General features: G+C 61.0%; 13 protein-coding genes and 2 tRNA genes. 2 read left to right on the top strand and 13 right to left on the bottom strand.

All coding sequences use genetic code 11. The annotated features are described in order from the left end of the window. From AB5Y86_RS09065 to astB, 3 genes are all read right to left on the bottom strand, one after another. Positions 1–85, bottom strand: a tRNA-Tyr gene (locus tag AB5Y86_RS09065). A gap of 39 nt (positions 86–124) precedes the next feature. Further along, positions 125–209, bottom strand: a tRNA-Tyr gene (locus tag AB5Y86_RS09070). Between the two features lie 241 nt (positions 210–450). Next, positions 451–1788: an N-succinylarginine dihydrolase gene (gene astB / locus AB5Y86_RS09075; protein WP_368192658.1), complete on the bottom strand. Its 1338-nt coding sequence runs from the start codon at positions 1786–1788 to the stop codon at positions 451–453. A 355-nt stretch (positions 1789–2143) separates the two neighbouring features. Here astB and topA point away from each other — a divergent pair, with 355 nt between their 5' ends. Beyond that, the gene (topA, locus tag AB5Y86_RS09080) at positions 2144–4765 is read left to right on the top strand and encodes a type I DNA topoisomerase (protein ID WP_005362158.1); all 2622 of its coding nucleotides are present in this window, start codon (positions 2144–2146) and stop codon (positions 4763–4765) included. Between the two features lie 108 nt (positions 4766–4873). After that, entirely contained in the window at positions 4874–5038 is a 165-nt protein-coding gene (locus AB5Y86_RS09085) for a hypothetical protein (protein ID WP_005334891.1), read from the top strand. A gap of 16 nt (positions 5039–5054) precedes the next feature. Here AB5Y86_RS09085 and AB5Y86_RS09090 read toward each other — a convergent pair whose 3' ends face one another. The 10 genes from AB5Y86_RS09090 to AB5Y86_RS09135 form a co-directional block, all read right to left on the bottom strand. After that, positions 5055–5411, bottom strand: coding sequence for an MGMT family protein (locus AB5Y86_RS09090; RefSeq protein ID WP_219264291.1), 357 nt, complete (start codon positions 5409–5411; stop codon positions 5055–5057). Between the two features lie 66 nt (positions 5412–5477). Further along, the gene (locus tag AB5Y86_RS09095) at positions 5478–7031 is read right to left on the bottom strand and encodes a PAS domain-containing methyl-accepting chemotaxis protein (RefSeq protein WP_236367469.1); all 1554 of its coding nucleotides are present in this window, start codon (positions 7029–7031) and stop codon (positions 5478–5480) included. Between the two features lie 212 nt (positions 7032–7243). Next, on the bottom strand, positions 7244–9109 hold the full coding sequence (locus AB5Y86_RS09100; protein ID WP_368192661.1) for a beta-N-acetylhexosaminidase: 1866 nt from the start codon (positions 9107–9109) through the stop codon (positions 7244–7246). Next, entirely contained in the window at positions 9094–9966 is an 873-nt protein-coding gene (locus tag AB5Y86_RS09105) for a BadF/BadG/BcrA/BcrD ATPase family protein (protein WP_005362149.1), read from the bottom strand. The genes AB5Y86_RS09100 and AB5Y86_RS09105 overlap by 16 nt, the downstream gene beginning before the upstream one ends. Beyond that, positions 9959–11674, bottom strand: coding sequence for a glycoside hydrolase family 9 protein (locus AB5Y86_RS09110; protein ID WP_201933101.1), 1716 nt, complete (start codon positions 11672–11674; stop codon positions 9959–9961). The genes AB5Y86_RS09105 and AB5Y86_RS09110 overlap by 8 nt, the downstream gene beginning before the upstream one ends. A gap of 114 nt (positions 11675–11788) precedes the next feature. Beyond that, positions 11789–12781: an ABC transporter ATP-binding protein gene (locus AB5Y86_RS09115; RefSeq protein ID WP_005353824.1), complete on the bottom strand. Its 993-nt coding sequence runs from the start codon at positions 12779–12781 to the stop codon at positions 11789–11791. 11 nt (positions 12782–12792) lie between these two features. Continuing rightward, entirely contained in the window at positions 12793–13812 is a 1020-nt protein-coding gene (locus AB5Y86_RS09120) for an ABC transporter ATP-binding protein (RefSeq protein ID WP_005334876.1), read from the bottom strand. Next, a complete protein-coding gene (locus AB5Y86_RS09125; protein ID WP_368192663.1) occupies positions 13809–14729 on the bottom strand; it encodes an ABC transporter permease in 921 nt (306 codons plus the stop codon). Before AB5Y86_RS09125 ends, AB5Y86_RS09120 begins: the two co-directional genes overlap by 4 nt. A 1-nt stretch (position 14730) precedes the next feature. Next, complete coding sequence (locus AB5Y86_RS09130; RefSeq protein ID WP_005334871.1) at positions 14731–15714, bottom strand: ABC transporter permease; 984 nt, start codon at positions 15712–15714, stop codon at positions 14731–14733. A 118-nt stretch (positions 15715–15832) separates the two neighbouring features. Then, the gene (locus AB5Y86_RS09135; RefSeq protein WP_047439982.1) at positions 15833–17518 is read right to left on the bottom strand and encodes an ABC transporter substrate-binding protein; all 1686 of its coding nucleotides are present in this window, start codon (positions 17516–17518) and stop codon (positions 15833–15835) included. Positions 17519–17619 lie beyond the last annotated feature (101 nt).

Here is a 17619-nt window from a genome sequence, read left to right on the forward strand (position 1 = left end):
TGGTGGAGGGAGAAGGATTCGAACCTTCGAAGGCAGAGCCGTCAGATTTACAGTCTGATCCCTTTGGCCGCTCGGGAACCCCTCCACGGGGTATTTCCTGATTGTCACTACTTTTGCACTTGAATGGTGGAGGGAGAAGGATTCGAACCTTCGAAGGCAGAGCCGTCAGATTTACAGTCTGATCCCTTTGGCCGCTCGGGAACCCCTCCCCAAGTGCGAGGCGCATACTATCAGATCCAGAGGCTTTGTGAACCCCTTGATGAGGCATCTGGCAGTAAAAAATGACTGTTCGTCGATTTTTTGATACATCCAGCTCAAAATTCAAGCTTATCAGCAAGTTGTGCGCTGCTTTTCTGCACAAAACAGCATCCGTGCAAGCTGGCGAGTGCGCTGAAGATGAGGCAGATAGCAGAAGACCGCCAGCGTTGGCGGTCTTCCCGGGCATCACATCTAGCGCTGGAACGGGTAGACCGAACCCAGTTTCAGGATCTGGGTCAGCTCGTCCAGTGCGCTGCGGGACTCCTGCACCAGTGCCGGATCCCGCAGGTCATCGAGGGTCAGGCGGTCGCGGTAGTGGCGATCGACCCAGCCATCGAGGCGGGCAAACTGGCTGTCGTTGATAAGGCAGGCCGGATTGACCGCAGCGAGTTCCTGATCGTTCATGGCGACCCGCAGTCGCAGGCAGGCCGGGCCGCCACCATTACGCATGCTCTGTTTCACATCCATATAGTGGACCGCCTTGATCGGAGTCTCCTGCGTCAGCAGCTTGCCAAGATAGGCCGACACCGCCGGATTATCGCGGCACTCGGTGGGGGCGATAATGGCCATCTCGCCGCTCGGCAGGGTGAGGATCTGGGTGTTGAACAGGTAGGATTTCACCGCATCCAGCACCGATACCTCGGCGGTTGGCACTTCGATAAAGTGCAAATTCCCCTCGCCAAACTTGCCGCGGATCTCGGTCAGTACCGCTTCGGTGTTGAGGAACGCTTGCTGGTGGAAGAAGAGCACGTTCTGGTTGCCCACCGCGATCACGTCGTTATGGAATACCCCCTGATCGATCACCTCCGGGTTTTGCTGAATAAACACCACGCTCTCCTCGCCAAGGCCATGCAGGCGGGCGATGGCCTGGCTTGCCTCCAGGGTCTGGCGGGCAGGGTAGCGCTTCGGCGCCGTGCGGGAGTAGTCAAAGGCGCTGCGGCCATAGACGAACAGCTCGACCCCCGCCTCGCCATAGGCACGGCAGAGGCGGGTGTGGTTGGCCGCCCCCTCGTCGCCGAAGTGGTCATTCTCTGGCAGATGGAGGTGGTGGCTGAAGTGGCGATCATTGTTGAACACGGCTCGCAGGATACGGCCCGTGACGTCCGGCTCCAGGGAGCGGTGAAACTTGTTGGTCAGGTTGGCGGGGGTGAAGTGAATGCGGCCATCCTGGGTATCGGCACTGGGAGAGACGGTGGCGGCATTGGCGGTCCACATGCTGGAAGCCGAATAGCAGGCAGCCAGTACGGCGGGAGCCTGTTTGGCGGCCTGTTCCAGCACCCGGGCATCGTTGCCGGTGAAGCCGAGGCGGCGCAGGGTAGCGAGGTCGGGACGCTCTTGTGGCGCCAGTACCCCCTGGGTCATGCCAAGCTCGGTCAGCGCCTTCATCTTGCGCAGTCCCTGTTTGGCGGCCTCTTTCGGATTGGAAGCCTCCTGGGCATTGCTCTGGGAGGCAACATTGCCGTAGGAGAGGCCGGCATAGTTATGAGTCGGGCCGACCAGACCGTCGAAATTGACCTCGAAGTGCTTCATTGAGTACATCCTTTCGATTTTTATGATGGGTAGCGGTTCCTTCCGCGCACAATGCGTCGGGGTTGGGCCATTATAAAGAGATTTTATGTTTTTGTAACAAGCCGGTAACCAGCAGACGTTTTTATGTCGTTTCAGATATAAAAAGAGGGGCGGTATGGCAGAAAATTGAAAAAGCGGTTGCGTCCGGCCTGTTGCCTTCGCATTAATAAATAAAGAAGCAATAAAAGAAGCCGTGTGGTTCGGGCTGGTCAGGCAAATTTGCTCACAAGATTGCTTTTTCGCGCCAAATCTCTTATACAGCCCCACAAAACCGCACACCAACCCCGTCGGGTGCAATGAGGATAATAGTTACAGCATGGGCAAATCACTGGTCATAGTGGAGTCTCCGGCCAAGGCCAAGACGATCAACAAATATCTGGGCAAGGACTACGTGGTGAAATCCAGCGTTGGTCATGTTCGCGATCTGCCCACCAGCGGCAGCGCCAGCACCGAGCCCAAGAAACCTGTCATTCGCGGCATCAAGTTGAGCGAATCCGAGAAGGCTGCCAAGGATCGCAAGGCCCTGTTTGCCCGGATGGGTATCAATCCGACCGCTGGCTGGCAGGCTAATTACCAGATTTTGCCCGGCAAGGAGAAGGTGGTCAGCGAGTTGCAAAGTCTGGCCGAGAAAGCCGACACCATCTATCTCGCAACCGACTTGGATAGAGAAGGAGAAGCGATCGCCTGGCACCTGCGCGAGATCATCGGTGGCGACGACAGCCGCTACAAGCGCGTGGTGTTCAACGAGATCACCAAGAGTGCCATCAAGGAGGCGTTCGCCCAGCCGTCCGAGCTGAATATTGACCGCGTCAATGCCCAGCAGGCCCGTCGTTTCCTCGACCGCGTGGTGGGTTACATGGTCTCCCCGCTGCTGTGGAAAAAGCTGGCCCGCGGTCTCTCCGCCGGTCGGGTACAGTCCGTTGCGGTGCGTCTCATCGTCGATAAAGAGCGCGAAATCAAGGCGTTCGTTCCGGTCGAGTTCTGGGATCTCAATGCCGACCTGCTGACCGCCGACAAGAGCGATCTGCGGATGGAAGTAGTCAGCCGCAATGGTGCCGACTTCAAGCCGGTGACCCAGGCCGAGACCTTTGCCGCTGTCGCAGCCCTGGAAGGGGTCGACTACAAGGTGGTGAACCGGGAAGACAAGCCAACCGGCTCCAAACCGTCCGCGCCGTTTATCACCTCTACCCTGCAGCAGGCGGCCTCTACCCGGCTGAGCTTCGGGGTCAAGAAGACCATGATGATGGCCCAGCGTCTCTATGAAGCGGGTTACATCACCTATATGCGTACCGACTCCACCAACCTCAGCAAAGAGGCGGTTGAGGCGGTGCGTGAATATATCGGCGAGCAGTATGGCGCGGCCTATCTGCCAGCCGAGCCGAATTTGTATGGCGCCAAGGCCAATGCCCAGGAAGCGCACGAAGCGATCCGTCCCTCCAACGTACAGGTGACTGCCGAGATGCTGGAAGGGATGGAGCCGGATGCCATGCGTCTGTACGACCTCATCTGGCGTCAGTTTGTCGCCTGCCAGATGACCCCGGCTCAGTACGACTCTTCCACCCTGACCGTCAAGGCGGGTGAGTTCGAGCTCAAGGCCCGTGGCCGTACCCTGCGCTTCGCCGGTTGGACCAAGGCTCTGCCGCCTATGGGTCGCAAGGGTGAAGATAGTCAGCTGCCGGCGGTGACCGTTGGCGAGGTGCTGAAACTGGTCAAGCTGGATCCGCGCCAGCACTTCACCAAGCCGCCTGCCCGTTTCACTGAAGCTGCGCTGGTGCGCGAGCTGGAAAAACGCGGCATCGGCCGTCCGTCTACCTACGCCTCCATCATCTCCACCATCGTCGATCGCGGTTATGTGCGGGTCGAGAGCCGCCGTTTCTTCGCCGAGAAGATGGGTGAGATCGTCACCGATCGTTTGGTGGAGAACTTCGTTGAGCTGATGAACTACGAGTTCACCGCCAAGATGGAAGACAAGCTCGATGGCATCGCCGAAGGGAGCCTTGAGTGGAAGAAGGTGCTGGATGCCTTCTACGCCGAGTTTACCCAGGAGCTGGAGAAGGCCGACAAGGCGCCCGAAGAGGGCGGCATGCGTGCCAACCAGATGGTGATGACCGACATCGACTGCCCGGATTGCGGCCGCAAGATGGGCATTCGTACTGCCACCACCGGCGTGTTCCTCGGCTGCTCCGGCTATGCTTTGCCGCCCAAAGAGCGCTGCAAGAAGACCATCAACCTGGTCTCTGCCGACGAGTTTGTCTCCGCCACTGACGGCGAAGAGGCGGAAACAGAAGCGCTGCGCGCCAAGCACCGCTGCGGTGTCTGTGGCACTGCGATGGATGCCTACATCATTGATGACAGCCGCAAGCTGCACGTCTGTGGTCGCAACCCGGACTGCGATGGCTACGAGATCGAGAAGGGCCAGTTCAAGCTCAAGGGCTACGAAGGGCCGAGCATCGAGTGCGACCGTTGCGGAGCCGAGATGCAGCTCAAGAACGGCCGTTTCGGCAAGTACATGGGCTGCACCAACGAGACCTGCAAGAACACTCGCAAGATCCTGAAAAACGGTGACATCGCGCCGCCGAAAGAGGATCCGGTGCCGCTGCCGGAGCTCAAGTGCACCCAGTCCGATGCTCACTTTGTGCTGCGTGACGGGGCTGCCGGTCTGTTCCTGGCTGCCAGCAACTTCCCCAAATCCCGCGAGACCCGCGCGCCGCTGGTGGAAGAGCTCAAGCGCTTCAAGGATCGCATCTCCGCCAAGCACAAGTATCTGGCCGGTGCCCCGCTCACCGATCCGGACGGCAACCCCGCTATCGTGCGCTTCAGTCGCAAGACCAAGGAGCAGTACGTGATGAGCGAGGTCAACGGCAAGGCGACCGGTTGGACCGCTCACTACGACAACGGTACCTGGCAAGAGAGTTTGCCAAAGGCTAAAAAAGCCTGATGAAAAGAGGCCCCGACAAGGGGCCTCTTTGCTTATGGATAGCGGTATACTGAGACAGCTGCAAGGAGTGCAGCTGTCGTCAATCGCGAAGTAGACAAGGAGGTTGAGATGGAGATTAACGAGATCCGGCCGGGCATGAGCTGCATGACCCGTGAAGGGGCGGCCTATGTGCTGGAGGTTGACCGGCAGAGCCTGCTGGTGCTGCTGCAGCGAGCGGATGAGACCATACCGGTGCAGGTGCGCAGCGACGAGATCCTGGCGCCGCTGGAGTGATCCGGCTGTGATCCCCTCAAAACGGCAGTAGAAAAAGCAGCTCGGCCAGATCGGGCTGCCATTGCCACTCCTTCATTCTGACCCGCCCACCGATCACTGGCACCCCCTCTTGTTGCAATCGTCCCATCTGCTCGGCAAAGCCTGGCGATCCTTTCGGTAACGAGATGGTGCCCGCCGCGCCCAGTACCCGATGCCACGGCAGTACCTTGTCGGTTTCCCGCAGCACCTTGCCTACCAGTCTTGCCCGTCCGGGCAGCCCCGCCAGATCGGCCACCTGACCATAGCTGACCACCCGGCCTGCCGGGATCAAGGCGATGATCGCTTCGATACGGGCTGTTTTGTTCAATGGGGATGGACTTGGTTCAATGCTCATAGACCCGATTCGTCAAAAACAACAGAAGCGCCATTGTGGCGCTTCTGTCATGAGGCTGGCAATGATTCAGCCGAAGGTCTGGCTAAGCCCCTTCAGTTGCTTGGCCCGTTCCAGCAGAGCCTGACTGGAGTGATCGACATCCAGCATCTTCTGACTGTTGGCGTGGGAGTACTCGGAGATCTGGTGGATGCTGCGGCTGATCTCCTCCACGACCGCTTGTTGTTGCTCTGCAGCGGTGGCGATCTGGGTGGAGTGTTCGGTGACCAGCTCTATCTCTGCCAGCACGGTATGGAGGCTGCTGGCGCCCTGGCGGGTCATCTCGGCACATGCGCGGGTCTGTTGCAGGTTCTCCTGCATCATCCCCTTCCAGCGTCCCAGCGTGTGCTGGATCTGCTTGATGCTGACCTGGATCTGCTCGGTCGCCTTGTGGGTGCGGGTCGATAGAGTACGCACCTCGTCTGCGACCACCGCAAAACCACGGCCCTGCTCCCCGGCGCGAGCCGCTTCGATGGCAGCGTTGAGGGCCAGCAGGTTAGTCTGCTCGGCGATGCCCTGGATCTCGCCCATGACACTGCCAATCCGTTCGGATTCGCTGGCGAGCTCTACCGCCGAGTTGAACGCCAGCTCTGCCTGTTTGGCGAGTTGTTCGATCTGTTGCTCGGTCTGGTTCAACTGCTGGTTGGTTTGTTCACAACGATTGCGAGCTTCGTTGACCTGACCGTTGGAGTCCTGAATGTTGCGGGCGATTTCGTGAGCTGTGTTGGCCATTTGAGTCATAGCCGTAGCCATCTGCTGGGTCTCGGCATCTTGCTCGTTGATATCGAGACAGGCCTGATGAGAGGCCTGCTTCAGATTGATGGCCAGGGTTTGCAGAGGTGCCGTGGCATCGTTGATCCGCCCCAACACGGTTCGGATGCGGGCCTGCAGCATCTTGATATGAAAATCGGCAATGGCGCCGGGGTTGTCACCGGAGTAGACCAGTCGGGTCAGACTGTCGTATTCACGGCCCAGTTGCTGCAGATAGTGGGGCAGGGCAAAGAGCTCGCGCCAGTAGGCTCCGCCAATAAGCAACAGGGGCAGCAGCATCAGCAGGACGGTCATGGCCCCTTGGCTGGCGAAGGCCCAGCCCATCAGGCCGAGCAGCAGCAGGGTGATGGCCGGGGTGCGCACTTTGACAAGAGAGGGGAGGTTGCTGCTGTTGCCGCGCTCGGCCTTGAGCAGAGCTTGGTAGGTCTGAGCAGCGATGCGCTTGAATTGGGGCTCGGGCTTGCAGCGTACCGACTGGTAGCCGCTGATCCTGTTGCCTTCATAGATGGGGGTCACATAGGCATCTACCCAGTAGTAACGACCATCCTTGCAGCGATTCTTGACGATGCCGCGCCAGGGTTTGCCCTCCTTGAGGCGGGCCCAGAGATCGGCGAAGGCGGCCTTGGGCATGTCGGGGTGGCGTACCAGATTGTGGTTGTGACCGACCAGCTCGTCGGCGCTATAGCCGGCGATGGTGCAAAAAGCCGGATTGGCATAAGTGATCACCCCGCGCAGGTCAGTGGTGGAGACCAGTTGTACGTCGGCAGGAAACTCCACTTCGCTATCCAGGGTATGGACATCTCTGCGGGCCATAGGAATACGCTCCGATGTTCTTGTTGATAATGTTGTCGTTGTTATTGTGGCAGATCTGGAGGTGGCCGCAGGCTCGCGCCAGCAGGAGGCAGACCAGCTTCATTGGGGGCTGGATTTTGCCAATAATGGCGGATGAATGGTAGGGGGAAGTTGATGTTTTGTTGGCTAATCGTAAAAAAGGCGGCCGATTGGCCGCCAAAGTAGAGACAACATTACCTCTGTGGCATCCGGTAGCGCACCTGCAACTGATCGAGGATCTGCAGCTGACCCGGCAGGCGGGCGGCGAAGTGCTCCCAGCCCTTGTGGGCGGGATCGCTCCAGGCCACCTCGGCCGTGGCCAGCATGCGCGGGAACAACATGTAGTCGAGACGATCACGGCTGGTGATCAATTCTGACCACAAGGGGCTCAGCACCCCGAGGATGTTATCGTTGGCATGGAAATCTGCTGGGGCAGGATCGCAAGCATAAACCTGCTCCAGATTGAGGGTCCCCGCCCAGTAGAGGCCGGGTTCATGAATATCGGCGCTCCAGGCCAGATCCAGATAGAGGAACTGGGCGGGCGCCATCACCACCGGATAACCGGCTGCGGCAGCGTCCAGCCCCGCCTGAAAGCTGGTCCAGGCACAGATGGCCGCTTTGCGGCTCACTTTGTCGCCATGCAGTATTTCCTCCCAGCCAATCATCTGTTTGCCTCTGGCGGCCAGATAGCGCTGGCAGTGGCGCAGCAGATGGCCCTGCAGCTCGCGGCAGTCGGCGTAGCCCTGTTCGGTCATCAGCTGCTGGCAGGCGGGGCTGTCGGTCCAGACCCCGGTCGGCACCTCGTCACCCCCCATGTGGATCTGCGGGCCGGGGAAGAGTTCGCACACCTCGTCCAGCACCGCCTCCAGAAAGCGGTAGGTGCCGGGCAGGGCGGGGTTGAGCACGTTGTCATCGAAATGCTGGACCGAGCGGTAGCGGGAGTGATCCGCCGTTTCGATCAGCAACTCGGGCAGCGCCTTGATGGCGGCGTGGCAGTGGCCCGGGATGTCGATCTCGGGAATGACGGTGATGCCGAGCTCAATGGCATAGCTCACCAGCTCCTTCACCTCGCTCTGGGTGTAGTAGCCGCCATAGGGTTCGGCACCGCCGCTGAGCTGGGGGTCGATCGCCAGATCGTGGCCGCGCCAGGCACCCACGTCGGTCAATGCCGGGAAGGCCTTGATCTCGAGTCGCCACCCCTCGTCATCGGTCAGATGCCAGTGGAAGCGGTTGAACTTGTAGAGGCTCATCAGCTTGAGCAGGCGCTTGATGGTTGCCGGAGTGTGGAAGTGGCGGGCGCAGTCGAGAAAAATGCCGCGAAAGCCAAAGCGCGGGGCATCCTCCAGCGTGACGCAGGGCAGGCTCTCCCCATGTTGCAGATACCACTGGGCCAGCGTGACCAGCCCATAACGCCAGCCCGCTTCGTCGGCGGCGGCAATCACCACCTCCTGCGGCGTGATGGTGAGTTGATAGGCTTCGGGGGCCAGTTTGGCCTCGGTCAGCCGGATTTCAGCGTCGTGATCCTGCTCCAGCGCCAGCGACGTCAGCTCGTTGAAGTGGGCCAGCAATTTCGGTACATCGCGGGGAGCGCTGACATGAGCCCGCTCGGCCAGCCGGAAGTTCCCCTCCAGCAGTACCAGATGGGCCGGTTGTGGCACTATGCCGGGCTGGGGCTCGACATCAGGCAGGTCGGAGCGGGTTACCGGCGGGTTCTCCAGTCCGAGATCCTGCGCCGCCAGCGTCACCGGCAGCAGCTGGGCACCCGTGGTCGCCTCCGGCAGGCTGAGAAAGAAGCCCTGCGGCATGTCGGAGAGCTTCTTGATGGGCGTCTGGCGGCAGCAAAAGCGCAGCTCGCAGCTGCCAGCGTTCGGGACAATCACCTTGTAGCTGCCGCTCTGGCGCTCCAGCTCCCCCCCTTGCAAGGAGTCGGGGTCGATATGGCGAGCCAGACAGAAGTGCAGTTTCCACTTGGTATCAGGCATGAGTGAGAGGGTGAAGGTGAACCAGACATCCTCGCCGTCACGTCGGGCGACCTGGGGGTGGATCAGGGGTGTAGACATGGAAAATCCTCTGATTGGGCAAACAGGATGGCGCCATCGAGCGCATCTGCCTGGGGGGGGATCAGGTTGAGCTGGCCGAGACGGGGAGCGAGGCGGGTGCCAATCCCCCCCAGCAGGGCGATCTGTCTGGCACCGAGCTGGGTCATTCCCTCCAGCAGGATCTGCAGTTGTTCGCAAGTTTCGTCCAGCAGCTGGTTGGCGAGCTCGTCGCCATCGCTGGCGGCATCGAATACCCAGGGGGCAAAGTGGCCATAGTCGGCCGGAATGGCGCGGGCGGCCCAGCGAACCACCTCGGCTTGATCCCGCTTGAAGCGATCCATCAAGCGGATGGCGAGGGTGCTGGGGGGCAGAATGCCGTCGTGGCAGAGCAGGGATTGCTGGATGGCGCGCAGCCCCAGCCAGGCGCCGCTGCCTATGTCTGAAATGGGGAAGCCGCGGCCGGAGCAGGTGCGGATCTGCCCCTCCTGATAGACCAGCCCCACCGAGCCGGTACCGGCGATCAGGATGGCCCCCTCCCGGCCACCAAAGGCGCCGAGGCAGGCACCGAAGGCATCGGAGGTGAGCCTGACGCTGGCGAAGGGGAAGGGCATCTCGAGCAGGGCGTGATAGCAGTCGGCCAGCTCGGCGGAGGCGAGCGCCAGCCCGACCCCCATCTGCTGTTCACTCTCGATAGCGATCCCGGCGGCAAGGCGGGCGCTGGCGATGGCAGCCAGCACATTGGCGTGGGCATGGGGGATGCCCAGCTCCAGATTGGATCCTGCCGCGCGCCCCTCTCCGAGCAGCTTGCCCGCCCGATCCCGGATGCGGGCGCGGGTGTGGGTGCCACCGCCATCGACGCCGACCCAGAACTCAATCATGGCGACCTCCTGCGGCATTTTGCCAGGTGATGGCAAGGGCGAACCAGGCGGCGTGGGGGATCCACTGCTCGCCCCAGCGCCAGTTCTGATCCAGCCGATCCTGATACTCCTCCGGAATAAAAGCCACGTCGTTTTCGTCATCAAACCCGGCGGTGATGCCGTTGCAGATCCCCCCCTGCGCATTGGGATACCCTGCGGTATAGGCGGGGTTGTTGATGCCGTGGCCCGCAAGCATGCAGGCGTTGAAGGGGTTTTGCCCGAGGATCCAGTCGAGCTGGTGCTGACCATAAGTGAGCAGCGGCTGGCTCTGGCGGGAGAAGTGGCGGGCGCCAGCAAAGGCCATGGCCGCCAGCGAGGCCAAGCGGGCGTTCTCCCCCTGCCACCAGTAACCGGATTCGTTGTTGTGGGGCATAAAGAAGCTGACGTGCGGCGCTTCATCCACCCCTTTCACATATTGGCGGGCGAGGGAGAAGGGGTTGCCCGCGCGGGCGCAGAGCGCCAGCTCGGCGGCCAGCGCCTGCTCCACCACGGTTTGTACCCTAGCCTTGTATTCCTGATCCGGCTCTACGCCCAGATATTCCAGCAGCGCCAGCACCGGCAGGCCCGCCTCGGCGGCGTGGTAGTAGGGGCGCGAGCCATCCTCGTTGGCCGACCAGTAGTGACCCAGCTCCGAATGGGGGCGCTGGCGGGCACAGAGCTTGCTGGCGAGGGCTCTCGCCTCATTCAGCCACTCGTTGCCGAAGGTGCGGGTCAGCTCCACCGCTGCCAGCAGGGCGCAGTAGTCGTCGATGATGTTTTCGACCCCGTCATCCAGATAGGAGAGGTTGTGTTCACGCAGATGCAGGTAGCCGCGGCGGGCCGCCTCGGCGTAGCGGCTGGCATCGAAGTCGCCGCTGACGCTCTCGCGGGCGGCGCGGGCCAGCGCGGCGATGGCCATGCCGCCCCCTTGGCGGAAACCCGCCTGCCAGTTGGCGGACTTGATCCCCTGCTGGGTGGTATAGGCGCACAGCTCGCGCTGGGCAGGGTCCTTGCTCCACTTGTCGAACAGGGTCATGTAGAAGAAGCCCGACTCATCCTGCATCCGGCAGAGGAAATCGGCGCCGTGCAGCGCCTCGTCATTGAGCCGCTTGCAGAGGTTCACCCCGTCGATATCGCGGCGCGGGGCCAAGAGTTCCCGGCACTTGAGCAGAGCCCACACCACCATGGGGGTCTGCTGGGGGTTGAGGTAGTTGGCGTAGGAGAGGTGGCTCAGGTACTTGCTCATGTCGCCGCTGGCATCGAACCAGCCGCCGTGCACATCTTTGTGCTGGTCGGAGCCAAACAGGCGGGCGCTGCGGTCGGCCCGATCAAAGGTGCCGCTGGCGCGCTGCCCCTTGAAGTAGTGAATGACATCGGAGAGGCAGCGGCTGGCCAGCAGATCCTGGCCGATGGCAAAACGGGTCGAGCGGACTATGCCTTGGGCAGTGATCGCCTCCAGCCGATAGTGGCCGGGCTCCTTGAAGGCGGAGAAGTCGGCACGCCAGTAAGCGCGGCCCTGCCAGCCGGGGACGCTGCCAGCTGGTTGCAGTGGGGTTTCAAACAGGATCTGGCCATCATCAAGGCGTTGCAGCCTGACATAGCCGCCGAGATCAGGGGCGGGGGAGGTTTGCAACAGGGCGACCTTGTGTCCGTCGCACTCGTAGCCCACCTGATTGATCAAGAGTTCCATCAAGGTATTACTCCTGTGGTTCACCGCCGGGCGGTGAGGCACATCACGGGGCTGTGGCCGCCCCGTATCGAGGCATGGCCGGACAGGGTTGTCCGGCCGGTCTAAGGCTCACCCTCACTCGTAGAGGTAGCAGCGCACGAAGTGGTTGTCGGCAAGCTTGGTGATGGGGGGCAGCGCCTCCTTGCAGCGGGGCATCGCCTGATTGCAACGCCCAGCAAAGGGGCAACCGCAGGATTCCGGCGTCCAGAGCGGGATCTCCCCCTTGCGGCCTCCTTCCAGCTCGGCGTGGATGCTCTTCTCCGGGTCGGGCACCGCCGAGATAAGCAGCTGGGTGTAGGGGTGCTGCGGGTGGTGCAGGATCTCGTCCACCTCGCCCCACTCCACCATGTGCCCCACATACATCACCGCCAGATCTTCCGCCACATAGCGGGCGGTGGCGATGTCGTGGGTGATGTAGAGCATGGAGACGCCGAGCTCGTTCTTCATCTGCTCCATCAGGTTGAGGATGCCGATGCGAATGGAGACGTCGAGCATGGAAGTCGGCTCGTCCGCCAGCACAACCTCCGCCTCCACTGCCAGATTGCGGGCGATGTTGACCCGCTGGCGCTGGCCGCCGGAGAGCTGGTGCGGATACTTGGCCGCCGTCGCCTTGGCGGGGGTCAGGCCGACCTTCTCCAGCAGGGCGTAGACCATGTCGGGCAGCTCTTTTTTGTCGATCACCTTGCTGTGCAGCAGCAGGGGGCGGGCGATGTGGTGATAGATGGTGTGGGTCGGGTTGAGCGAACCGAACGGATCTTGCCACACCATCTGCACGCTCTGGCGATAGTCCAGCAGGGCGGTGCCTTTGTTGAACTCCTCCAGATCGTGGCCGCGATAGAGAATGCGCCCGGCACTGAGCTTGTACATCTTGGCGATGATCTTGGCGATGGTGCTCTTGCCGGAGCCCGACTCCCCGACCACCGCCAGGGCGCGGCCCCGGTGCAGGTTGAAGGTGATGTCGGAGAGCGCCCGCATCTTGCCACTCTTGATGGCATTGGAGTTGATGGGGAAGTCCTTGTAGAGGTGCTGGACTTCGATGATGGGTGCATCGGTTTTGGCGATTTGCATGACAGACATCCTTAACAGCCAGCGGCCTTGTCCAGATAGATCACGGAATCTTGTTGCAGCCCCTGCTCTTCATAGAGGTGGCAGGCGGTCTGTTGACCGGGGCGGATCTCGGCCAATCTGGTGTACTCCTGACGGCAGCGATCGTGCACCTTGCCGCAGCGGGCCTGAAAGCGGCAGCCGACCGGCACCTCCAGCAGGTTGAGCGGGGTGCCCGGGATCCCCTCCAGCACCTTCTTCGGCCCGTGCAGGGGCGGGAAGGAGTTGCCGAGCCCTCTGGTATAGGGGTGCAGCGGCGCGGTCAGGATCGCCTTGGAGGGGGCGACCTCCACCAGTTCACCGGCATACATGATGCCGATGCGATCGCAGAACTCCACCATCAGGGAGAGGTCGTGGGTGATGAACAGAATGGAGAAGTTGAACTTCTCTTTCAGGGCATAGACCTTCTGCAGGATCTCCCGCTGTACCACCACATCGAGCGCCGTGGTCGGCTCATCCATGATGAGCAGCTCGGGGTTGAGTGCCATGGCGATGGCAATCACCAGCCGCTGGCGCATGCCGCCGGAGAACTGGTGCGGGTAGTCTTTGAGCCGGCTCGGGTGGATATCGACGATGGTGAGCAGCTCCTGGGCGCGCTTGATCGCCTCGTAACGGGTCATGCCGGGGTTGTGGGCCAGCAGCACGTCGCAGAACTGCTCCTCCATCCGCAGTACAGGGTTCAGGGCGTTCATGGCGGACTGGAACACCACCGACACCTGTTGCCAGCGATAGGAGCGCAGCCGCTCGTCGTTGTAGTGGAGGATATTCTCTCCCTTGAACAGGATCTCGCCACCGCTGATGTAGGCGGGCGGCTTGTGCAGCCGGGCCACCGAGAAGGCGACGGTGGACTTGCCGCAACCCGACTCACCGGCGAGGCCGAAGATCTCGCCCTGTCTGATATCGAAGCTCACCGAGTTGACGGCGCGCACGTCGCCATTTTCGGTGATGTAGTCGACGCAAAGATTGCGTACTGACAGCAGGGGATGCTTGTTCATGCTGTCTTCTCCTGTGCTGTGGCAACCGGTGTGGTGACCGGTGTGGCCAGTTTGTTCCAGCGGTTGAGCCCTTTGTGGGAGCGCAGCTGCGGGTTGGCAATCTCGTCGATGGCGAAGTTGAGCAGGGCCAGACCGGCACCCAGGGTGGCGATGGCAAAGCAGGGGGCCAGGATCTCCCACCAGGCGCCGACCAGAATGGCGCTGGAGGTCTGGGCGTTGTAGAGCATGATGCCCCAGCTCACCACGGTCGGGTCGCCAAGCCCCAGGAACTCCAGGGTCGCTTCGGTGACGATGGCGTAAATGATGGAGCCGATGAAGCTCACCCCGATGATGGAGATGAGGTTGGGCAGGATCTCCACCAGAATGATGCGCCAGGCCGGCTCGCCCAACACTTCGGCGGCAATGACGAACTCCTTCTCGCGCAGCGCCAGGGTCTGGGCCCGGATGACCCGAGCGCCATAGGCCCAGGAGGTCAACCCTATTATCACGGCAATCACCGCCGGTGACGCCTCCCCGATAAAGCTCGCCAGCACCAGTAGCAAGGGGAGGTTGGGGATCACCAGCACCACGTTCATCAGGAAGGTGAGGCACTCATCCACCAGACCGCCGAAGTAACCGGCGGTGATGCCGATGGCGACGGCCAGGGTGCAGACCAGCAGGCCAGCGCTGAAGCCCACCATCAGTGAGATACGGGCGCCGTTGGTGAACTGGGCCCAGATATCGTGGCCCATGCGGGTTGAACCCATCACGAACTCGGCACTGGGCGGCTGGTGCGGGCGAGCCACCCGTTTGGTCGGCTCGTTGCTGGCCAGAATGGGGGCAAATATGGCCATCAGTACGAAGGCAACCACGATGGCGAGGCCACAGGCAGCCTTCTTGTTGCCCAGCAGGATTTTGAGAATGGTCGGCATACGCATCTTATTTGCCTCCTGTACGCAGACGGGGATCCAGGAAGACGTAGAGCACGTCGGCCAGGAAGTTGAAGCTGAGCATGGTGATGGTCATGATGAGCAGCTGCCCCTGAATGAGCGGGTAGTCGCGGGCCAGAATGCCCTGATAGAGGGTCAGGCCCAGGCCGGGATAGTTGAAGATAACCTCGGTGATGAGAGAGCCACCGATAACGAAACCGAGCGCCATGGAGAGGGCGGTGACGCTGGGCAGAATGGCGTTGCGGGCGCCGTAGTTGAAGATCACCCGGTTGCTGGAGAGCCCCTTGGCCTTGGCCATGGTGATGTAATCCTCGCCCAGCAGGTTAATCATGTTGTTGCGCATGGTGATAAGAAAGCCCCCCACCTGTACCACGGCCAGGGTCAGCACCGGCATGATGGCGTGGGTCATGATGCTCTTGATGTGCTCCCAGCCCCAGTCAGCCTTGATCTCCGGGCTGTAGGCGTAGCCGATGGGCAGCCACTCGAGGCTGACCCCGAACAGGAACAGGGCGAGCAGGGAGACCACCACCGGCGGAATGGCCTGCATCACCAGGGTGAGCGGGGAGAGAATGCTGTCCATCCGGCCGCCGCGATACCAGGCGGCGAAGATGCCGACGATGGAACCGAGGGAGAAGCTCAGGATGGTGGAGGTGCCGACCAGAAACAGGGTCCAGCCGATGGCACGGCCCAGCACGTCAGAGACCTGCTGCGGGTAGAAGCGCACCGAGGTGCCGAGATCCCAGGTGAAGACACTCTTCACATAGGTGAGAAACTGGGTGCCGATGGGGCCGTCGACAAAGCCGAAGGTGGCTTTGAGGGCTTCCAGGGCGGCGGGTTCCATCATGGCGCCAGCGCGGGCAAACATCACGGAGACAGGATCCCCTGGCATGGCACGGGGTAACAGGAAGTTGATGGTGGCGGCTACCAGAAAGGCAACCAGATAGAAGGAAAAGCGTCTCAGTATGAATCCCATGATAGTACCTTTTACTGCAAGTCTGCCCCGCGTCGGGTATAGCTACCCCAACCCCAGCGGTGCCGGGCAAGAAAGGGGTTAACGGGGAAGATGGCCCCCCGCAGGGGGCCGGGATTGTTTAGCTGTTTGGCTTGAGGGACAACACGTGCAGCAGACGCTCAGGGGTGTCCGGGTGGAGCTGAGGTTTGGCTACCGGGTTATCAGCACTGAACCAGCCGTTGAAGCGCTTGGTGCTGTACTCATACCAGGTCGGGTTGTTGAAGACCGGAATGATGGTCTGGTTGGCACCAACACGATCCTGGATGGCGAACATGATCTCCTTCTGCTTGGCCGCATCGGCGGTCTGGGTGAAGTCATCGATCAGCTTGTCGAGCTCGGGGTCCTTGTAACGGGGCGCGGCGAAGCGGTTGCCACGGTCACCCATGTTGCGGGAGTGGAACGCAGTCTCGAAGTACTTGTGCGGGTTGGCACCGGCAAAGTAACCCTGCAGGGCGACGTCGAAGTCACCGGTGATCAGGTTCTCGGTCCAGACGGTCGCTTCCGGGGTGGCGGTCTTGGCGTTCAGGCCCAGCGCCTGCAGCCCTTCTACACCGATCTGTACTGTGTTGACCCAGTCGGTCCAGCCGTTCGGTACCAGTACCTTGAACTCGATCTTTTTGCAGCTCGGGGTGTCGAGGAACTTGTCGCCGTCACAATCCTTGTAGCCTGCCTCTTTCAGCAGGGCCTTGGCCCCTTCCAGATCGAACTTGTTGTACTTGCCGTACTTCTTGTCCACTTCTGGGTTGTTCCAGGAGTCAAAGGCTTTGCCCAGACCTGACGGGTATTCGTTGACGGTGGGGTAGCCGTAGCCCGCGATATCCACCATGGACTGGCGGTCCATCGCCATGGAGAAGGCGCGGCGGAAGTTGATGTCGTTAAAGGCTTCGTTATTGCCCGGGTTCTTGGTCTGGAAGTTGACGTTGAACGCCACGGTACCAGAGGCCGGGAACCAGTATTTGTTGTTCTTCGGATCGTTGCCGACGTAGAGGCGCTCGATATCCGGTACGAAGGAGCCGAACCAGTCGATGTCACCCTTCATGACAGCCGCCAGCACCTGGTCGTTGGTGGCCATCTGCGGCATACGCAGACAGTCGATAGCGAGGTTGGCGTTATCCCAGTAGTGCGGGTTGCGGCACTGGGTATAGAGCTGGGCGGAGAAGTTGTCCACTTCGGTGAAGGGGCCAGTACCAACCGGCTTGTCGTTGGTGAAGGCAACCGGATCTTTCACCGATTTCCACTGATGCTCCGGCACGATAGGTACCAGCACCAGATCGTTCACCACGTTGGTGTTGACCTCGGTCAGGTCGAATTTGACCTTGTTGGGGGCCAGCTTCTCGACGCTCTTGATCTGGGTCCAGATTGAGCGCTCATCCAGCGCCTTGTTGGCCTTGACCAGATTAAAGGAGAAGATGATGTCATCGGCATCAAAGGCTTCGCCGTCAGACCACTTCACGCCGTCACGCAGATCGAAGGTGACGGATTTCAGGTCATCGCTGAACGCATAGTTGGTGGCCAGACGATAGACGGGTTTGCCCCCTTGCATATCGTTGAAGATCACCAGCGGTTCATAGATGAAGTGACGGGTGGTGTGCAGCAAGCCCGCTTGCAGGAAGGGGTTGAAGTTCTTGACCCAGGCGGTTTCCTGCTGTGCGACCATGGTCAGCACGGTTTTATTGTCTGCGGCCATGGCGTTACCGGCGGCACCGGCAAGCATCATGGTTCCCAGCATTACAGCGGTAGAGATTTTGGATACTTTGGCAAGCATATGTTTTCCTTTCTTATTTTTTGGCATTCCCGAGGGTTCGCCTTGTTTTGTGTGAGCACCGGTTTCGCATGCTGATGAAATCGGCCCTCTGTGTTGGTCAG

Origin of the sequence: Aeromonas sp. s8 (assembly GCF_040907785.1) — a bacterium.
GTDB lineage: Bacteria > Pseudomonadota > Gammaproteobacteria > Enterobacterales > Aeromonadaceae > Aeromonas > Aeromonas veronii.